Annotated in this window: 14 protein-coding genes; 8 read left to right on the top strand and 6 right to left on the bottom strand. The window is 39.7% G+C overall.

Annotated features, from left to right (window positions below):
* The 6 genes from ACRWQL_RS03965 to rlmM all read left to right on the top strand — a co-directional run bounded on the left by ACRWQL_RS03965 (position 1) and on the right by rlmM (position 6,274).
* Positions 1–951 carry a flagellar motor protein MotB gene (locus ACRWQL_RS03965; protein ID WP_434928767.1) on the top strand — a complete coding sequence of 317 codons (951 nt, stop codon included), beginning with the start codon at positions 1–3 and terminating at the stop codon, positions 949–951.
* A gap of 315 nt (positions 952–1,266) precedes the next feature.
* Positions 1,267–2,718: a tRNA uracil 4-sulfurtransferase ThiI gene (thiI, locus tag ACRWQL_RS03960; protein WP_434952466.1), complete on the top strand. Its 1,452-nt coding sequence runs from the start codon at positions 1,267–1,269 to the stop codon at positions 2,716–2,718.
* Positions 2,719–3,021: 303 nt separating this feature from the next.
* Complete coding sequence (locus ACRWQL_RS03955) at positions 3,022–3,933, top strand: transcriptional regulator GcvA (protein ID WP_434928769.1); 912 nt, start codon at positions 3,022–3,024, stop codon at positions 3,931–3,933.
* Between the two features lie 40 nt (positions 3,934–3,973).
* Positions 3,974–4,660 (top strand): alpha/beta family hydrolase, encoded by a 687-nt coding sequence (locus ACRWQL_RS03950; protein WP_434953329.1) that lies wholly within the window; start codon positions 3,974–3,976, stop codon positions 4,658–4,660.
* 45 nt (positions 4,661–4,705) lie between these two features.
* Positions 4,706–5,095 (top strand): DUF423 domain-containing protein, encoded by a 390-nt coding sequence (locus ACRWQL_RS03945; RefSeq protein WP_434930121.1) that lies wholly within the window; start codon positions 4,706–4,708, stop codon positions 5,093–5,095.
* A 75-nt stretch (positions 5,096–5,170) separates the two neighbouring features.
* Positions 5,171–6,274, top strand: a complete 1,104-nt coding sequence (gene rlmM / locus ACRWQL_RS03940; RefSeq protein WP_434928771.1) for a 23S rRNA (cytidine(2498)-2'-O)-methyltransferase RlmM — start codon at positions 5,171–5,173, stop codon at positions 6,272–6,274.
* 93 nt (positions 6,275–6,367) lie between these two features.
* Here the strand turns inward: rlmM and ACRWQL_RS03935 are convergent, their stop codons facing one another.
* A complete protein-coding gene (locus ACRWQL_RS03935; RefSeq protein ID WP_434940423.1) occupies positions 6,368–7,378 on the bottom strand; it encodes an isocitrate dehydrogenase in 1,011 nt (336 codons plus the stop codon).
* Positions 7,379–7,858: 480 nt separating this feature from the next.
* On the opposite strand from ACRWQL_RS03935, the gene ACRWQL_RS03930 reads away from it, so the two are divergent.
* Complete coding sequence (locus ACRWQL_RS03930; RefSeq protein ID WP_434952465.1) at positions 7,859–10,639, top strand: alpha/beta hydrolase family protein; 2,781 nt, start codon at positions 7,859–7,861, stop codon at positions 10,637–10,639.
* Positions 10,640–11,042: 403 nt separating this feature from the next.
* Here the strand turns inward: ACRWQL_RS03930 and ACRWQL_RS03925 are convergent, their stop codons facing one another.
* The 5 genes from ACRWQL_RS03925 to ACRWQL_RS03905 all read right to left on the bottom strand — a co-directional run bounded on the left by ACRWQL_RS03925 (position 11,043) and on the right by ACRWQL_RS03905 (position 17,662).
* Positions 11,043–11,450, bottom strand: coding sequence for a DUF3192 domain-containing protein (locus ACRWQL_RS03925; protein ID WP_434928773.1), 408 nt, complete (start codon positions 11,448–11,450; stop codon positions 11,043–11,045).
* Between the two features lie 88 nt (positions 11,451–11,538).
* Positions 11,539–12,312, bottom strand: a complete 774-nt coding sequence (gene xni, locus ACRWQL_RS03920) for a flap endonuclease Xni (RefSeq protein WP_434952464.1) — start codon at positions 12,310–12,312, stop codon at positions 11,539–11,541.
* A 9-nt stretch (positions 12,313–12,321) separates the two neighbouring features.
* Positions 12,322–13,677: a nucleotide 5'-monophosphate nucleosidase PpnN gene (gene ppnN / locus ACRWQL_RS03915; protein WP_434952463.1), complete on the bottom strand. Its 1,356-nt coding sequence runs from the start codon at positions 13,675–13,677 to the stop codon at positions 12,322–12,324.
* Between the two features lie 50 nt (positions 13,678–13,727).
* Positions 13,728–15,284, bottom strand: coding sequence for a GGDEF domain-containing protein (locus tag ACRWQL_RS03910; protein ID WP_434952462.1), 1,557 nt, complete (start codon positions 15,282–15,284; stop codon positions 13,728–13,730).
* Positions 15,285–15,511: 227 nt separating this feature from the next.
* A complete protein-coding gene (locus ACRWQL_RS03905) occupies positions 15,512–17,662 on the bottom strand; it encodes a tetratricopeptide repeat protein (RefSeq protein ID WP_434952461.1) in 2,151 nt (716 codons plus the stop codon).
* 178 nt (positions 17,663–17,840) lie between these two features.
* Between ACRWQL_RS03905 and ACRWQL_RS03900 the strand changes: the two genes are divergently transcribed.
* Entirely contained in the window at positions 17,841–19,667 is a 1,827-nt protein-coding gene (locus ACRWQL_RS03900; RefSeq protein ID WP_434952460.1) for a M61 family metallopeptidase, read from the top strand.
* The last annotated feature ends 34 nt before the right edge of the window (positions 19,668–19,701 follow it).

The following is a 19,701-nucleotide window of genomic DNA, read 5'->3' as shown; positions in this document are numbered from 1 at the left end:
ATGGCTAAGGCCAAGTGTGAATGTCCACCTGCCGGCGCGCCCATGTGGTTAGCAACCTTTGCTGATCTCATGTCGTTGCTGATGTGCTTTTTCGTATTATTATTAGCGTTCTCTGAAATGGACGTAATGAAGTTCAAGCAAATTGCAGGTTCAATGAAGTATGCCTTCGGTGTACAAAATAAAGTTGAAGTCAAAGACATCCCTAAAGGAACATCTGTTATTGCACTGGAGTTTCGTCCTGGTCGACCCGATCCCACTCCGATTGAAATTATTAACCAGCAAACTAATGAAATGACTCAACCAACCATTGAGTATCAAGCAGGTGAAGAAGACAGTGCTGGCGGAGTACAAAAACAGAATGGCGCCCAACGTGGGGGTAATGCTAGCGCAACTGCACAAAAAGAAGCTGAGGCGGTTAAAAAAGATGCCGCATCTTCACAAGATAATATCAATGAACAGCTTAAAAAAATGGCTGAACAATTGAATGAACAAATTGTTGATGGTGCCATTGAATTAGAATCCTTAGGTCAGCAAATTATTATTCGAATTCGAGAAAAGGGTTCATTTTCTTCCGGTTCAGGCTTTCTTCAGCCCCAGTTTAGGCCTATTGTGCGATCCATCGGTGAGTTACTCAAAGATGTCCCAGGCATTATCACTGTGTCAGGACATACAGATGGCGCCCATATCAGCAATGAGCTTTATAGTTCAAATTGGGATTTATCCAGTCAGCGGGCTGTTGCGGTAGCCCATGAGTTGATGAAAGTACCTGGCTTTGATGAGACACGAATGAAAGTGATGGGAGAGGCGTCCAATAATCCACTGGTGCCTAATGACAGTAACACTAATCGAGCTCGAAATCGTCGAGTCGAAATAGCCATAGAGCAGGGCAAACCTAAAGAGTCTGATGAGATTAAAGTGACTCAGGATCCGCAGACGCCCCAAAATCCTTAATAAACGCAAATGTCTGACTTTAAAGCGCAATCAAATGATTGTGCTTTTTTTGGACCATATCTAGCGTGATTTAAATATATCGTGATGCTTGTCCAAGCGGATAATGTTGTTACAAGCGACTAAAAATTTGATATAATCCTCAGAATTACTGCTTTTTTACGTACGGTAATTAATGTATTCGACTCAGTGTAAGCTGGGTCGATATTTTTTTGCCGTGAAAAATAAGTCCTTATTTTCTTAATTCAAACCATTAACTATGACGTTGGCTAAGTACATTGCCGTGTTTAGCTAGTAATTAATGTTGCCGGAACCGCTATGAAGTTTATTGTAAAGTTATACCCTGAAATCATGATGAAGAGTAAATCGGTAAGATTAAGGTTTACTAAAATGCTAGAAACGAATATTCGAAATGTACTTAAAAAAGTCGACGAAGAGGCTAAGGTGCTACGTTTATTTGATCGGATCATCGTCAAGGTACCTGAAGATAAACCAGAATTGCAGGACATATTTGGGCAACGCTTAGCGTGTATTCCTGGTATTGCCCATGTGGTGCAAGTCAGCGAGTATCCGTTTGATACTATTGACAGCATTTACCAGTTAGCCTTACCCCGGTACCGTGATGAAATTGCCGGTAAAACATTTTGTGTACGGGTAAAACGTACCGGAAACCATGATTTTAATTCTATTGATGTTGAGCGTTATGTCGGTGGTGGCTTAAATCAACATGCTGATGCCTTGGGCGTAAAACTGAACAATCCCGATGTTACCGTTAATCTTGAAATTGATGGGAATAAAGTTTATTTGGTTGAGCGTCGTATTGAAGGCTTAGGTGGTTTTCCAATGGCAACCCAAGAGGATGTGTTATCACTTATCTCAGGTGGGTTTGACTCTGGTGTATCAAGTTTTCAATTTATTAAAAAGGGTTCGCGTACCCATTATTGCTTCTTCAACTTGGGCGGCGCACAGCATGAAATAGGCGTTAAACAAGTCGCCTATCATTTATGGAAAACCTATGGTGAGTCACATAAAGTGCGTTTTATTACCGTGCCGTTTGAGCCAGTTGTAGAACAAATTTTAGAACGAATTGATAGTGGCCAAATGGGCGTTATTTTAAAGCGTGTGATGATGCGTGTAGCTGCGCGTATTGCCGAGAAATTTAAAATTCAGGGTTTGGTGACAGGTGAAAGTTTAGGTCAAGTGTCTAGCCAAACCTTGACCAATTTGAATGTGATAGACCGCTGTACTGACATGTTAATTATGCGTCCACTGATAGCCATGGACAAACAGGATATCATCAATCAAAGTCGCTTAATTGGCACAGAGGATTTTGCTAAGACAATGCCTGAATACTGCGGTGTTATCTCTCAAAAACCGACGGTAAAAGCAGTGTTATCTAAAATTGAAGCTGAAGAATTAAAGTTTGATGAAGATCTTATCGAACGTATCGTTTATTCAGCTAAAGTGATGGATATTAGAGATATTGAAACAGAAATGAATCAACAAATCACTGAAACAGAAACGGTAACAGATATTGCATCTGGCGAAATAGTGATTGATGTACGTGCACCTGAAGAAGAGCGTAAGCCATTATCAATAGAAGGCGTAGAGATTACAGCAATCCCATTCTTTAAGTTGGCAACAAAATTTGCTGAGTTAGATAAGAGCAAAACCTACCTATTATATTGTGACCGCGGTGTGATGAGTAAATTACAAGCCTTGTATTTAATTGAACAAGGCTATCAGAATGTAAAAGTTTATCGTCCATAAAACGTTAAGCTGATTGTAATAAAGGCTTGTATCTTCAACGGTGCAAGCCTTTTTTATAGCATTTGTTTATAGCAACTGTTTATAGCAATTAAGTGATAATCTTCGATATGGAAAAATCTAATTAATACCGTTTCGTGAGCGCGAATTTCCCCTTCCATTATTCAGCTGAGATACACCTCGAAAATCCTCCCCGCTAACGTTATTTCAATATGTTAATCTAATCAAAAACCTGTTCTTTACAAACCGTAAAAAATAGAGATAATCATTAGAAAAACTAATTAAAATAATAAGAGATTAATCATCATGGCCAGACGATTACCGCCCTTAAATGCAGTTAAAGCATTTGAAGCGGCAGCAAGAAACCTCAGTTTTACTAGGGCTGCAGAGGAGTTGTTTGTTACTCAGGCGGCGGTTAGCCATCAGATTAAAGCATTAGAAGATTTTCTAGGGTTAAAGCTTTTTAGACGTAAAAATCGATCATTACTGTTAACCGAAGAAGGTCAGAGCTACTTTCTTGACATCAAGGATATTTTCATTCAGTTGGGAGAGGCGACCGACCGCTTGCTTGCCCGCAGCGCTGTGGGCTCGTTAACGGTAAGTATGTCACCGAGTTTTGCGATTCAATGGTTGGTGCCGCGGTTAGCCAAATTTAGTGAAAAGAATCCTGATATTGATGTGCGTATTAAAGCGGTAGACAGTGATACAGGGTCGTTAACAGATGATGTTGATGTGGCAATTTATTATGGTCAAGGTAATTGGGCGGGGCTTAGAGCGGATAAACTGCGCAATGAAGTATTGATCCCTGTTTGTTCACCATTGTTATTAAATGGACCTAAGCCACTAAGTACCCCAAGTGATTTGAAATATCATACCCTATTACATGACTCAAGCCGCCACGACTGGCAGGCCTGGTTTAGACAATGCGGGGTAAGTGATATTAATGTTAACCAAGGCCCCATTTTTAGTCATTCATCTTTAGTGTTACAAGCCGCTGCCCACGGGCAGGGGGTTGCATTAGGCTACAGCGTATTAGCCAGGCCGGATATTAAAGCGGGCCGCCTGGTATGTCCGTTTCCTGAAGTCTTAGTCAGTAAAGATGCTTACTATTTAGTGTGTCAGCAAAACCATTCTGAATTAGGCAAAGTCAGCGCATTTCGTGAATGGATGGTGGATATGTTTGCAGAGGAGTCACGCAGTGAATTACTCACAGGATAGCTTAGCTGTCAGTCCTTTAAATATTGATCGCCCAGCAAGCTTGTTAGCAAGCGATTACTTACTTGAAGGCGATAATCAAAGTGATACTTTAATTGTGCTTGCCCATGGCGCAGGCGCTAATATGCACCATGCTTTTATGCAGCAATTGGCTGAGCTCTTGGTATTACAAGGTTTTGCTGTATATCGATTTAATTTCTTATACATGCAGGCCAATATGCTTGATGGCAAGAAGCGCCCACCTGATAGACCCCCTAAGCTACTGTCGCATCTTGAATCTGTGCTGAACGATATTTATCACAAACAGCAGCAGGGAGTTATTACCGCTAAACGAGTCGTGTTTATCGGTAAGTCGATGGGCTCAAGAATGATGGCGACATTAACCTCAAATTTACACACCTGTGATAATGTCGAGGCGCAAACTATATTAGGCCAGGTTGTTGGTCAAATATGTCTGGGTTATCCCTTTGTTCCTATTAAAGGCGGAGAGCCCAGATTACCACCCCTTAATGATTCGAACATGCCAACCTTAGTGCTACAGGGAGAGCGTGATAAATTTGGTTTGCCTGAACAAATAGCGGCATGGACGTTCAGGGACAGCATTGAGTTTGTCACTATTCCTGATGGCGATCATAGTTTTACACCAAGAAAGTCGTCAGGTACCACGTTTGACGCTAGCCTAAAACTTGCTGTGGCAGAAATCGTTAAATTCTCTCAGTCTGTCACTTAATTCATTTTAGGATGATAAATCCGCTAACTCAATTCAAGGTGCGTTATGAACCATCGTTTGTTATTTATTGCTGCTATTAGTGGTTTTATTGCTGTTGCTTTAGGGGCTTTTGGCGCCCATGGATTAAAGAATATTGCCTCAGCGGAAATGGTTAGTATTTTCAAATTAGCGGTTGAGTATCAGTTTTATCACACCTTTGCACTAGTGAGTTTAGCTTTTGCGGCCCAATGGTTGTCAACTAAGTGGCTTAATTGGTCTGCGGGCTTCTTTATCGTAGGCACACTCTTGTTTTCTGGTTCACTGTATTTATATGCTTTAACCCAGGCTAAATGGATTGGTCCTATCACTCCTATGGGAGGGCTTTGTTTACTCATAGCTTGGGCGTTATTTGCGATTGCTGCATGGCGTAGACCCATTAATACTGATCAAATCTAAATCTGCTATAGCGTCATATTCTTGCTATAATCCGACAAAATTTGGCTCCAAGATCGACTATTGCTAAGGCTTTACATGAAAAACCTATTCTTATTTTGCCGCGCTGGATATGAAAAAGAGTGCGCAGCAGAAATTCAACAACGTGCGGCAGAGCTCAACATAGGCGGCTTCGTTAAAACTAATAACAATGACGCTTATGTTATTTATCAATGTTTTGAAGACAATGGTGCCGATAAGTTAGCCGAGCAACTAGCATTGCAGTCGTTAATTTTTACGCGACAAATGTTTGCAGCTGGCGAGTTACTAATTGACTTGCCAGAGCAAGACAGAATGAGTCCGATTGTTGCAGCCTTAGGTGAGATATCTCGTTGTGGCGAATTACGGGTAGAAACTCCTGACACTAACGAAGCAAAAGAATTGTCGGCATTTTGCCGTAAGTTCACTGTACCATTACGCCAGGGGTTGAAAAAAGCTGGTATTTTATTGGCCAAAGAAAGCCAAAGTCGTCCAATTGTACATGTGTGTTTTATTGGTCCGGGAAAGGCATATGTAGGCTATTCTCTTAGCAATAATAGCTCACCACATTTCATGGGTATTCCGCGCTTGAAAATGGTTGCAGATGCACCGAGTCGCTCTAGTTTAAAACTAGACGAAGCTTTTAGTGCCTTTTTAACCAGAGAAGAGCAAGATTTGCGCTGTCGTAGTGGCTTAAATGCCGTTGATTTGGGCGCATGTCCTGGTGGTTGGACTTATCAATTAGTCCGCCGAGGGATGATGGTTGCTGCTGTTGATAATGGCCCTATGAATGAAAAGTTAATGGAAACAGGCCAAGTTAAGCATTACCGTGCCGATGGTTTTCGATTTGAACCCCCAAGAAAAAATATTTATTGGTTAGTATGTGACATGGTTGAAAAACCTTCACGCGTGGCAGAGTTGATAGAAGCTTGGGCCATTAATGCATGGTTTAAAGAAGCTATTTTTAATCTGAAATTACCAATGAAAAGTCGATACAAAGAAGTGAGAGTTATCCTAGATACTATGGCGGAGATTTTTAAAGAAAATAACATTGAATACCGCATGCAATGCAAACACCTTTATCATGACCGTGATGAAGTGACGGTACACTTATGGTTATTCCCAGAAAAAGGCGTTAATTATGCCGTATTGGGTGAAAGATAAGTTATTCATTTTTCAGTGTTAGATTTATATAAAACAAAAAGCCCTAATCGAAATTAGGGCTTTTTTGTAGGTTTTTGTGCTCAACAGCAAAAGCTAATCTAGTCGTTCTAATACTGCTTGAGTGAAATCAGTAGTGCCATAAGTGCCCCCTAAGTCACGGGTAGTACGGTCGCCTTCTTCAATCACTGCAGCTACCGCATTACGGATCATAACCGCTTTATCAGACATGCCCAAATATTCCAGCATTTGAATTGAGGCTAAAATAACGGATGTTGGATTAGCTAAGTTTTTACCCGCAATATCTGGTGCACTGCCATGTACCGCTTCAAAGATTGCGGCGTCGCGACCAATATTTGCCCCCGGAGCCATGCCTAAACCACCGACAAGCCCAGCACACAAATCAGATAAGATATCGCCGAATAAGTTGGTTGTGACTATTACATCAAAGTTTTCTGGGTTCATTACCAGCTTCATGCAAGTGGCATCAACAATCATTTCTTCAGTAATCAAATCAGGATAACGTAAGCTGACTTCTCTCGCCACTTTCAAAAACAAACCTGAGGTTGATTTCATGATATTGGCTTTATGCACAATAGTGACTTTTTTACGATTTTCTTTACGGGCTAATTCATAGGCAAATGTCACAATTTGCTCAGCACCTTTGCGAGTAATAATACTGGTTGCTTCAGCCGTTTCACCGTCGTCTGATACTTTTTGGCCAAAACCTGAGTACATGCCTTCGGTATTTTCTCGCACCGTAATAATATCAATATTTTCATAACGGGCCTGAGTGCCCTTAAATGAGTTTACTGGGCGAACATTTGCATACAAGCTGAACTTTTTACGTAAACTAACATTAATTGAAGTAAAACCTTCACCAACAGGAGTGGTTAACGGGCCCTTTAAAGTAATGCGGTTTTTTTCAATTAAGTCTAAGGTACGTTGCGGTATTAGCTCTCCGTGTTTTTCTAACGCAGCTAGACCAGCATCGGCAAATTCATATTCAAAATTACAACCAGCCTTATCAAGAATTTTTAATGCAGAATCGATAATGCTTGGGCCAATCCCATCACCTGGAATTACAGTTATTGTACGTTTTGACATGAGAAGTCCTTACACCTGAGATGTGACTGCAATGAATACAGCGCATTAATATTGACCGCCTAAGCAAGGTGATTTAAATACGGCTTACACTAAGCGGTGGCACTAAGATCGAAACGCAATGTTTCGGTGAGCTATTTTAACGATTTAACATCTTTATTTACACAAAACTGAGAGTGAAATGACATTTTAAAGGTCATTTAAAGTCATTTTGGATTAAAATAATTCAATAAATGACCGATTCAACTAAAACTTAACAAATCGATAAGTCAGCCTGCCTTTTTCAGCAAGAGTTAACGCTATTAAAGCAGGATATATTGTTCATTTATTGCGGTTATTTACTAGACGACCATAGTCGCATAATGAAAGTAGCGATACTTATGTGGCAGCCGGTGACTAATTACAAATGAGCACTGAACAGTAAATACTTCGAATTGGGTGTTAGTTGTTATTAATACCCCATAATTATAAAAGAGGAAGATTGTGAAATTATCTTATTTGTCCATTTACGCTGTGGTGGCTTTGTCGCTCTCATCGAGCCTGATATCAGCAGAACCATTAACTCTGACCGACATTATGCACTTTAAAACCTTACAGCAACCGGTATTAGCTGATGATGGTAGCATAATGGCAGTTGAGGCTCAGCCTGACAGAGGTGAGAGTGATGTTATTGTTAAATCGACTGATGGCAGCAAGAGTTTTGAAATCACTAATGGTACTCAGCCTGAAGTGACACCTAATGGTCAATTTGTTATCGCGACTATTCCAGCAAGTTTGCTAGATAAAGAAACTAAAAAGAAAGCAGAATTAACCCAAAATATAGTATTACTTAACACTAAGACAAACACACAACAGACATTTGAAAATGTTAAGTCGGCGCATTTTAATGATAATGGCCAGTATTTAGCTATTTGGTTTAAAGAAGAAAAACCTGCCTCAGACAGTAAGCCAGCAGAAGATAATACCGAGCAATCAGATTCGAAGAAAAAGCTCAAACTTGATGTTGCCGATAAAGGCACCTCGTTAACCTTAATCCATTTAACGACTCAAAAAGAAATTCAACTCACTAATGTGACTCAATACGCATTTGATGAGTCAGGAATTCATTTTGTCGCGGCGGTTAATGATCATGATAATAATCAACATAATGTCACGTTAGTTAACTTAAAAGATCAAGTACAGCGTAATATATATAGTGCGATAAATGAGCAAATAGGCGAGCTGGCTTTAAGCAACGATGGTCGCTTTGTTGGATTTACGGCGGGAAAACTGGCCAGTAAGCGTGATAGTCGTGAATATAAATTACATCTTATTGATATAAAGTCAGGTAAGAAACGTCAACCTAGTAGTGATGGGTGGACGTTGAATCAACATGCTAGCGTGATGTTTTCCCGTGATAATGAGCGGTTATTTGTTGGTAGAGTACCGCAAATTATTGCCCCTACAGCGCGGGTAAAATACACCGACGAGCAATCATTATTTGATCAAGGTGTCATTACTGACAATAAAAATCTACGGGTTTGGCATGGCGATGACCCCAAAATTAAGCCCCATGAAGTGAAAGAATATCAAGATGAGCTAAAGCGTACTTATTTAGCGGTTTATCATATTGAAGCAGATCATATGGTTCAATTAGCCGATAAAACTGTGCCAACCATAAATTATGGTGAGCAACAGCGTTATTTAGTGGCAACATCAGATGTGCCTTACCAGAAAATGATTACCTGGGCCGGTTTTTATCAAGATGTGTATTTGGTGGATGTGAACACGGGTCGAAAGATTTTGGTATTAGCACAACAACCTAGCGATGCTATTCCGACATTATCACCTAATGCTCAATACCTTCGCTATTATCAGCAGGGAAATATTTATATTTACGATATTGCTCAAGCGGTAAGTTATAACTTGAGTGGCCAATACCATGCACCATTTTCCGATGAAGACCATGATTATCCGAGCCAAGCTCCAGGCTATGGTTTTGGTCCATGGTTAGCCGATAGTTCAGGCTTTATTGCCTATGATAAATATGATGCATGGCAGTTCAATACCAAGTCTCATAATGGTTTTATGTTATCTAATGGAGAAGGGCGAAAGCAAGGTATTGAATTTCGTGTTAAAGGGTTAGTTGAAGATAAACAGCCTGCTACGCTTAAGCAAGATCAAATGGTGCTATTACAAGGTTACAGTCATCGTAATAAAGAGGATGAGTTTTACCAAGCAAAAATAGGTACTGCAGGGGTAAAAAAACTCACCAATAGTAAAAGTAAATTAACCGTGCTAGCCAGAGCTAAGCAGAGCGAGCAGGTATTATTTTCAACCCAGCGTTTTGATTTATATCCAGATATTTATACTGCAACGCTAGACTCCCTAAGCAATGCTAAAGCGCTTACTCAATTAGACAAGCAGCGCCAAGGGTTTTCTTGGGGTCATGCAGAACTGGTGCAATGGACCGGCGCAGATGGTGAGTCTATTGATGGCGTGTTGATTAAACCAAGTAATTACCAGGCAGGAAAAACCTATCCTGTTATGGTCTATTATTACCGCTTTATGAGCGATCGTTTACACGCGTTTCCTGATATGAAAATTAACCATAGACCTAATTTTGCTTGGTATACCGATAATGGTTATGCGATTTTCTTACCCGATATTCGTTTTGAAATTGGCTATCCAGGTATCTCGGCGGTAAAAGCATTAACCTCTGGTGTACAAAAAATAGTTGAAATGGGTGTAGCTGATCCTAAAAAAATCGGCCTGCATGGACATTCATGGAGCGGTTATCAAACGGCTTATGCTGTTACTCAAACTAATATGTTTGCCGCAGCAGTAGCAGGGGCGCCGGTATCGAATATGACCAGCGCCTACAGTGGAATTCGACATGGTAGCGGACTTGCACGTCAATTTCAGTATGAGGCCGGCCAAAGTAGAATGGCTGAAAGTTTATATAAAGCGCCACAGAAATACATTGAAAACTCACCGGTATTTTATGTTGAACGCATTCAAACACCTATGATGATTATGTTTGGTGATATTGACGATGCTGTACCTTGGGAGCAAGGTGTTGAAATGTATTTAGCCATGCGCCGTGCAGGTAAGGATGTGGTATTTCTTCAGTATGAAGGGGAACCACATCATTTGAAGAAGTACCCTAACAAGCTGGATTACACCATCAAAATGCGTCAATACTTTGATCATTACTTACTCGGTAAGCCAGCGCCATTATGGCTTGAAAAAGGTGAAGCTTATCAAGAGTACTCAGCAGACTAATAAGATGCTAAGTTGACTAGAATATGCAGGCACTAGCGGCCTGCATTTTTATTGGAAAACATTTTCATCTCAGTGCATAACACTAGAATCTCTGATTGGCTGCGATAATGCTGTTGAGTTCGGCGATAAAAATGACTTATTGAAAAATGATAATACATTTAAGAGGAAGTACTACATCATCTGGCCTTACCAACCATTCTGTCTTCAACAGTTATCATCCCGGATAAGTAATCCTTTATTTGACTTAATATAAGATTTGAATATTAAGGATACAAAAAAGTGAGTCAATCTTATAAATAGAATCGCGCTAAAGACCTAGTTTTGCGGGAAAAATATCGGTTATTTAACTGATTGCGGCTCACGGCTCAATATTGATGAGCCGCGGCATAAGTGCAGGATTAAACTAGTGAGCCTGAATACTGTTATCAGCAAAAATAGTGCTAGCTAAATATTGTTGGAGTGTTTCGGTTCCCCAAGCTATTAAGATATTATTTTTAAACAACAGCGGTGTGCATTCATCGCGAGTGGTAATGCCATCTGATTGCACATGGTGGGTGCGATAAAATAACAGTTGATATTGACCATCTATAGCCGTTTTAGCCTCAACAAAATCCGCGCTGCCAAATATCTTTATAATGTCTTCCCGTGGTTGTCCAAAGCTGAGTTCACTCATTTTCTGGTTATTATAAGCTTGCCTGTCATCCCACTCCCTATCTTCTGGCTGTGGTTCGTAAACAAACATCACAACAGCGACAAAAAAGAGGTATGCGATAAAAACCCCACCGATAACGTAAGTAGCTTTAGCTTTCATTTATAGGCCCGAATATATTTTAGTGTTGAGTTACAATATTATTTAACTTAATGGATTCTAATGTTTTTGTAACGGCTAATTTTGTAACCTATGGTGTCGATATCCCAGCTTGATATCTAAATTGTTTTAAGTTGATATTGAGTGGAATGTCACATTGCAGCTGGGCCAATTTGTAACTAATACGTGCTATGTCTTTTCCTTCTGCAAGTTTTTGTGCCTGTTTGGGGCCAAGATTTTCCAGTGAACGATAGATATTAGCTAAGGTGCGAAATTTATTCAGTAAGTCTGCCGCTGATTTGGGACCGATACCTGCAATGCCGGGGATTTTATTGCCGCTGTCGCCTGCAAGGGCAATAAAGTCCAAAAATTGACTGTGTACTACACCAAGTTTGCGTTCATGTTCAATTAAATCAAATGCTTTTTGATTAAAGTGATCCCACAATGTCAGTTGATTTTGCGGTAACTGGCTAAAGCCTTTATCGGTAGAGGCAATAATTGCCTGGCCCTGATTATCGGTAATTTTAAGGGCTAATGTGGCGATGACATCATCAGCTTCTGATGTAGAATCTAATGAATAGATATGCTCTGCGGCCAGTGCCGATTTAATTTCCTTTAACCCTTTATGTAAGGCTTCAGGCATCGGCTTTCGACCTTTTTTGTAATCGGGATAAAGCTTTTTACGCCAAGACTCTTGTTCGCCGTCCCAGACGGCAATTACATGGGAAGGTTGGTGGTGTTGTAACATTTTATGACAAGCTGCCAAAGTGCGCGCCTTAACACTGTCAATATCAGTCTCGTCTGGTAACACCGCATGTATACGCCGAACCAGGTTAAGACCATCAATAATGAGTAATTTATTCATATTATTATTTTATGTAATGATTTTATAGCAAGGCTCATAAGCGCTGCCAGGAAGTTTCATTCGCTGTTGTTCTACAAATGCATTAAGTAACTTGTCCATCATCTCCATTAACTTAGGGTCGCCTTTAATATGGAACTTGCCGTGCTCCTTAATGCGCTTGATGGTTTCGCCTTTCACATTGCCAGCCACAATGCCTGAAAATGCCTTACGTAAATTAGCGGCAAGCTCAGCTTTATTACTTTGAAAGTATAGATTTAAATTTGCCATAACTTCATGGCTGGGATCAAAGGGTAATTGAAATTCTGGTTCAATTTTTAAAGACCACTGATACTGATAAGCATCGCCTTTTGTTTTGCGATAGGTTTTCACTTCCGCCATACCTTGTTTCATTATTTGAGCAACCTTGACAGGGTCATCAATAATAATTTGATACTTATTCTGGGCTTCTTCGCCAAGGGTGGCACCAATAAATTTATCAATTTCTTCAAAATATTGCGCACTTTCCTTAGGGCCAGTAAGCACTAATGGAAAAGGAGTGTCAGCGTTTTCTATATTCAATAAAATACCTAAAAAGTACAGTAGCTCTTCAGCAGTGCCCGCACCACCTGGGAATATAATAATCCCATGACCAATGCGCACAAAGGCTTCAAGGCGTTTTTCTATGTCGGGCAAAATGACCAGTTCATTCACGATTTGATTAGGAGGCTCTGCGGCAATAATACTGGGTTCGGTTAAACCAATATAACGAGCATTTTTAACCCTTTGTTTTGCATGACCAATTGCCGCGCCTTTCATCGGACCTTCCATTGCACCAGGGCCACAGCCAGTACAAATATCAAGTTGCCTAAGCCCTAACTGGTATCCTACGTCGCGAGTATATTGATATTCGACGGCATTAATACTGTGTCCACCCCAGCATACGACAACATTGGGGTCCTTCATTGGCGAGATCGCGCGCGCATTTCTCAATATATCGAAAACAACATTGGTAATGTGACTCGCATTGGTTAAGTTGATGTGTTTGAGGTTATCGTATTTATTGGTGATATAAATGATGTCACGCAGCACAGCAAATAAGTGTTCTTGAATACCGGTAATTATTTCACCGTCGACAAAAGCTTGCTCGGGAGGGTTGATCAATTCAAGCTTAATACCACGTTCACGTTGAAGTACATTGATATTGAAGGTGTCGAATCTATCGAAAAGCGCTTCAGCGTCATCACTGACAAGGCCTGAAGATAACACAGCTAATGAGCAGCTGCGGTACAATTGATAAAGGTCGCTTTTGGCGCCTTGTTTTAGTCGATCAACTTCCAACTGTGAAAGTTGATCCAAACTGCCTCGAGGGCTAATCCGTATAATCATAAGCAACTCCTTTAGACCTAAGTGTAAAGACACTTAAGCTGCGGTGCTGCTTATATGTCTATTACGACTCTGTCTCTGCCATTATTTTTCGCTTTATAGAGTGCCGTATCTGCTCTTTCAAAAGCTTCTTCGATGGTTTCATTGTCCATCACTTGCGCAGCACCGATAGATAATGTAACTGTAATTCTCTGATTTTTAAATTTAAATGGAATATTTTTTACTTTTTCTCTTACGCGGTTAAGTAATGCTGAAATATGCTCTTCGGTAACGTCAGGCAGTAACAGCACAAACTCTTCACCACCGTACCTTGCCACAAATTCACTGTCGCGTAATGAGTTTTTAAGAGCCATAGCAATTACTTGCAGTGTTTTATCACCCGTACTGTGGCCAAAATTATCATTTACCGATTTAAAATGGTCAATATCGGTTACCGCAATCCACAAAGGTGTCTTAAATCGAACATGATTTCGATATTCTTGATCCATTCTATCCTCAAGGGCGGTTCTATTTGCCAGTTGAGTCAGTGGGTCAAGAAGATTAAGTTTTTGGTGTTCAAATAGTTTTTCTTTATAACAATTTGCTTCTTGGGTAATACTATTAAGCTCTTTACGCATGGCTTCAATAGACTTACGTAATATTGTTTGTTCACGTTGCTCAAGCGCTTCTTTGCGTGATAACACATCACGAAGGGATGATAACTGCACTGTTAGCTGCGTCTTTAAATCACTAAAGTCATCGACTTCAGTGATAATACCGTCGGCATTATTAACCCTTAAATTAATCTCTTTATTTAACTGCTGCTTAAGTTGATGGCTTCGTTCATTGTTGTTTTGCGAATTATTGACGACATCACGAACAACGGTTAAAGCATCATTTAATGCGTATAGAAAGTCCTGGGAAGCTGATTTCTCTCTGGCAATATTATCTAATAATAAGCTTAGGATAGTTTGATACGATTCAAGTAGAGTATTTAAACTAATATCGCCCAATAATACTTCTTTCATTACCAGGATTTGGTCGCGTTGATCTTTACGAAACTCTATTTCAGATATCTTTACTGCCAGCTCTCGCGCAAGTTGAATGTGCTGCGGTAATATGTCGTAATTGTCTGCACCGGTAAATTGTTGCTGTAAAATTTCTTCGTAAAAGCCAATAAGCTTTTCAACTTTGGGGATGTATTCCCATACGGTGTGAAAAGGTTTCGCGAGATCTTGCTTGAAATAATTGATTTCTTTTTTGACTTTATCGGGTGCTGAATTGACTCGTTGAATCTGCCTTATCACTCTAGCTAGACCTAATCTGCTTTCTTCAAGCTGAGTCATAGTATGGTGATATTGACCTTTCAAAATTCTTTCAATATCAACTAATTCAGGTAGTGCCTCGTCAATTTGCTCGTAATCATGTAATTGATGACGTAATTTGGCTAATTTATTATCAAGTTCCAGATTCTGTCCTTTACAGGCCAAGCTTAAATGGCCAATAAACTGGATCAAGGTTTTAAGCTTATCATTACGATCTTTATTAATATCCTCTAAAGCTGTTCGGGCAGCATGAAGTTTTTGTTTCATTAGCGCTATTTGTGATACCGCTATCTCAGAATCTTTCATAAAATGCCTTGTTGCTTCCGCTAAATTCAACTAATAAAAAAGATAATGACTATATATTGTCAATTACACAGATAACTAAAATTTAGATTAATTGGGTAATATCTAACATAACGACGCTCGACTATATCTATAGTGTAGCAATGTTATAACAAAGCGTTGTAGACGGGTATCTAAAATCAGCACAAAAGATGATGATTACTAATGTTCGCTGAATAATTGTGCAATATTTAACTTGGCCAAGATTCTTCAGTAATGATCTGATTACTGTCAGCTTTGATTATCCCTCTTTTCAATGCTTGTGTGAGGTTAAGATAGAGTGGCACACTAAAAATAGTAGCTGGAGCGAAGTTAAGGGTCTTGATTGATACATAGGTATTTTCGGTTTGAGTCATTGCTGCTGCAATAGCATATTGCGCGGTCTCAAAATGCAGTTCTGCAGATACTGATATATCAGGGTTGGCCAGTAATGGCATATTAATATGACCGATATAAATTCGCGATAATTTTTTTTCTCTGTTAAAGCTGGGTATTATGGGGTTAAAAAGTGTGGTTTTAGCGACATAACCTTCAATCGTTGACAATAAATCCTGCGCGTTAATTGCATGATTAAAGCAACAAGCAAATTGTCCCGGCTTGATAACGTAGATATCTGCGGTTAATAACTGGCTTAATTCATTAATAAACGACTGAATAATTTTAGCTGATTCAGTTAAACCCATTTGGGTATCGCTATGAGTCAGTGCTTCTATTTTAAGTAAAGCAAAAGTGGATATCTCAGATTGTTTGTCATTTTGTAAACGTAGAATACAGGCTCTAAATCCATTTAGTTGGCTTATGGGCTCTAATAGGTATTGTTGTTTATATTCTCGTTGCGCTCGAATAATTTTCTGAGAACGGCTTATGGTCACTAACAATACAATGACAATGACAATAGCGCTGCAGAGTAATAAAATAGTCATCAACTGACTGTCATTAAGGGCAGTCTTTTGTTCGTTAACTTTTGTTTGCAATAGGCTTAAATCGAATTTTAATTTTTGCTCAGTGAGCCCCGAACTCTCAGAATTATCTTCTTCTACTGCGTTTATTCCGTTGGATAATTCAATAATTTCATCAACAATGTCTATGGCAGCATTTAAGTCACCCACTTTTCGGTAAGACATTGATAGGTATTTTAATGCTTCTAACTTTTGATCTGTTAAGTTTTTTTCTGTCGCTAGGACGAGTGACTTCTTTGCATGTTCAATGGCTTCTGGCCACATTGCTAGTTTAATCAGAATTTCTGTGTACAAGGCTTCATTATAAACTAAGTAATGAGTAACATTTTTAGCGATGAAAATGCTATTAGCTTTGGCTATCGCAGCCAATGCTGCTGGCCCATTGTTAAGGTTTAAATAGGCCTCAGCAATATTGTGGCTGTTTAAACCTTGACCTATTTCATTACCAAGTCGTTCGTTAACTTGTTGTGCATTAAGATAATAGTCAATTGCTTTGTTCCATTCTTTCTTGCCTGCGTAAATCATCGCAATCACGGTCAAGGCTTCTGCCGTATATGAACCTTGGTCAAAAGTCTGGAAACTTGTAGTTGCATCATGGGCGTGTTTGAGCGCTTCATCCCACTGTTCTAAATCGCGATAAGTACGGGCTAAATTGAGTTGGGCGTGCGCTTTAATCCCTGGGTAGTTAATGCGGTTACCCACACGAAAAGCCTCTGTATAATATTGTAATGACTTTGCCGGTTCACTTCTTCTATTGTAATAACGCCCTAGCTCTAATTCTGCCAGTGCAATGAAATAGTCATTACGCAGTTGATAAGCTATTTCTCGATAACGGTTTAAGTGAGTTAGGTTAGGTGATGGTTGTAAAACCATTCTATATAAGCCACTTAAGTGCTCATGAATTGAAAATCTAAATAAGGTGGCTTGCAGTGATAAGTCAGAGCTTACCTTATTCAATGCATCGTTATATTGGCTTATTGCATAAGTATAATCTTGGGTTTCTCGCGCGCTTAACCGCCCGTTTAACATAATAATTACTGCTTTATCTAACGTTGTGGTTGCCACTATTCTTAATTGCTTTATGAGAGTGAGAGCATCCTCATTTTTTGTATCTGAGTTCACATTTGATTCAAGGTTAAGCCTAGCCAGCAATATTAATTGTTGGATCAAATCATCGGGTGACATATCAAGCTTTTTGGCAATCAGATCAAATTGACTCTTATTGCTAAACTCTAATGGAAACTGAGTACTGGATCTGAGTTCAAGGTAAAGTTCTTGTGGTGTTTCGCGAAAAGTAATTTCCTGTAATTCAAGATCAGTGGCATTAGCTGATGCAGACAAAATAATGAATACCAGTGAACACCAAATGATGATATGCCGCATAAAATCTAAACCTTCCTTGATAAGCCGACAACCGTCGGAAACTCACAATGAGTAATAATATGTAAACAGATGTTGTTTATTGCTGAGACTCTAGCAATAGGTTGTTATAATTTTTAAGATAATGCAAAACTAAATCAAGATAAAAACAATAATAGAATCATACCAGAAGGATGCCACAGTGAAACCTACCTCTTTAGCAATAATGTTAAGTAGTGCTATTTTTGTCGCCAGTTGGGCGACGCCAGCGTTAGCCGATGTTGAATATCAAATAGATTTAACGCAGCCACAGCATCATTTAGCCAAAGTGGCGGTGACTTTTCCGCAAACAGATACAAGCTCTCTGACTATTAATTTGCCAGTGTGGCGTACCGGTCGATATCAAGTATTACCCGTTGCCGATGGGGTGAGATTATTTAAAGCCACAGATAGTGAAGGGAAAGCATTAGATTGGCATCGAACGGCGAGTGGCGAATGGCAGGTAAAGTTACATAAACCCTCAAGTGTAACAGTTCAATATCAAATTTATGCTAATGAACTTGGCGATCGATTACGTCATATTGATCGCAGCCATGCTTATTTAGATGCCAGTGGTATCTTTATGTATAGCCCAGTATTTCGTGACGAGGCGGTAAAAGTTAATTTGTCTGTGCCAAAAGAGTGGCGCAGTTACTCAGGCATGGAAAGTGGTAAAAAAGCCCACTCCTTTGTCGCTGATAACTACGATGTGTTAGTTGACTCTCCAATAGAAACGGGTATTAATCAGCATTTTAGTTTTACAGCCGATGGACGGGAATATGAGGTTGTGTTTTGGGGCGAGGGTAATTATGACACTAAACAAATTATTACCGATTTAGAAAAAATAAGTCATCAGGCGAGTGTTATTTGGGATGATTATCCGTTTGAACGTTACGTTTATATGGTACACGCCACCAGTGGAGTAAGCGGGGCAACTGAGCATTTAAACTCAACTGTTATTCAATTGCCGCGTTTTAGTTTTCGAGAACGTAGTGATTACTTACGTTTTATCAGTACCGCTTCACATGAGTTTATTCATAGCTGGAACGTTAAAGCTTATCGTCCTCAGGGATTAGTGCCTTACGATTATCAGTCGGAAAATATGACTGAACTGTTGTGGATTGCAGAGGGGGCAACCAGTTATTTCCAACATCAGTTGTTATTGCGTGCTGGTATTATTACCGCCGAAGAGTTTTTTGATGATCTCAGTAAACGCATTGTCAATAATCAACATAATCCAGGCCGTGAGATTCAATCGATTGCTGAAGCCAGTTTAGGTCAATGGAGCAGTACCTGGGGTGACTATGCCGTTAATCACAGTGTGAATATATACGCTGAAGGTTACATGACATCATTATCATTAGATTTTGATTTACTTGCACAAACTGAGTTGAAGCATTCATTTCGTGATGTGCACAGAAAGCTTTATCAAGATTTTAAAGTACCGATGGGCTATAACGTCAGCGACATTAAAAATATTCTCAAAGGTTTATCAGGAAAAGATTATCAAGCGTGGTGGAGTAAAAATGTTACCTCACCCGTCACCTTGGACTTTGACGCCATGTTATTACAAGCTGGTCTTCAACTTGGATACGGTAAAGAGGCTAAAACCGAAGTGAATGCAGGTTTAACCCTAACTGGTCTATATGATGATTTAACGATTTTATTTGTGACCCGAGAGGGCCCTGCATGGCAAGCTGGCATTAATGCAGGGGATCAAATTGTTGCGGTAAACGGGCTTAAAGTGAGTGCATCAAGTTGGGATAAACGGTTAGCGGATTTTAACCCTGGCGACATTATTGAGTTGACGATATTTAATAATGATCAACTGGTAAAACGCAGTCTTACTTTAGCCGAACAACCAAAAGGTGAGCTAACAATATCCCCTGTTGAAAAAGTGACTGCCGAGCATAAAGCCTTTTTCAAAGCATGGTTAGGCGTAGATTGGCCATTTGATACTAAAGGTGAATATATAAAGGCTGATAAGTAGCTTAACCAGGCAATAAAATGCCCATCAAGTTGAT

It is taken from the genome of Shewanella sp. HL-SH4 (assembly GCF_051164845.1).
GTDB lineage: Bacteria > Pseudomonadota > Gammaproteobacteria > Enterobacterales > Shewanellaceae > Shewanella > Shewanella glacialimarina.
The sequence above is the reverse complement of the archived record's forward strand: the minus strand, read 5'-3'. Positions and strand labels throughout refer to the sequence as shown.

Coding starts and splice junctions, on each gene's coding strand:
- ACRWQL_RS03925 (WP_434928773.1), bottom strand. CDS start 11,450: ATGAAAGCTAAAGCTACTTACGTTATCGGTGGGGTTTTTATCGCATAC.
- thiI (WP_434952466.1), top strand. CDS start 1,267: ATGAAGTTTATTGTAAAGTTATACCCTGAAATCATGATGAAGAGTAAA.
- xni (WP_434952464.1), bottom strand. CDS start 12,312: ATGAATAAATTACTCATTATTGATGGTCTTAACCTGGTTCGGCGTATA.
- ACRWQL_RS03905 (WP_434952461.1), bottom strand. CDS start 17,662: ATGCGGCATATCATCATTTGGTGTTCACTGGTATTCATTATTTTGTCT.
- ACRWQL_RS03935 (WP_434940423.1), bottom strand. CDS start 7,378: ATGTCAAAACGTACAATAACTGTAATTCCAGGTGATGGGATTGGCCCA.
- ACRWQL_RS03910 (WP_434952462.1), bottom strand. CDS start 15,284: ATGAAAGATTCTGAGATAGCGGTATCACAAATAGCGCTAATGAAACAA.
- rlmM (WP_434928771.1), top strand. CDS start 5,171: ATGAAAAACCTATTCTTATTTTGCCGCGCTGGATATGAAAAAGAGTGC.
- ACRWQL_RS03945 (WP_434930121.1), top strand. CDS start 4,706: ATGAACCATCGTTTGTTATTTATTGCTGCTATTAGTGGTTTTATTGCT.
- ACRWQL_RS03965 (WP_434928767.1), top strand. CDS start 1: ATGGCTAAGGCCAAGTGTGAATGTCCACCTGCCGGCGCGCCCATGTGG.
- ppnN (WP_434952463.1), bottom strand. CDS start 13,677: ATGATTATACGGATTAGCCCTCGAGGCAGTTTGGATCAACTTTCACAG.
- ACRWQL_RS03955 (WP_434928769.1), top strand. CDS start 3,022: ATGGCCAGACGATTACCGCCCTTAAATGCAGTTAAAGCATTTGAAGCG.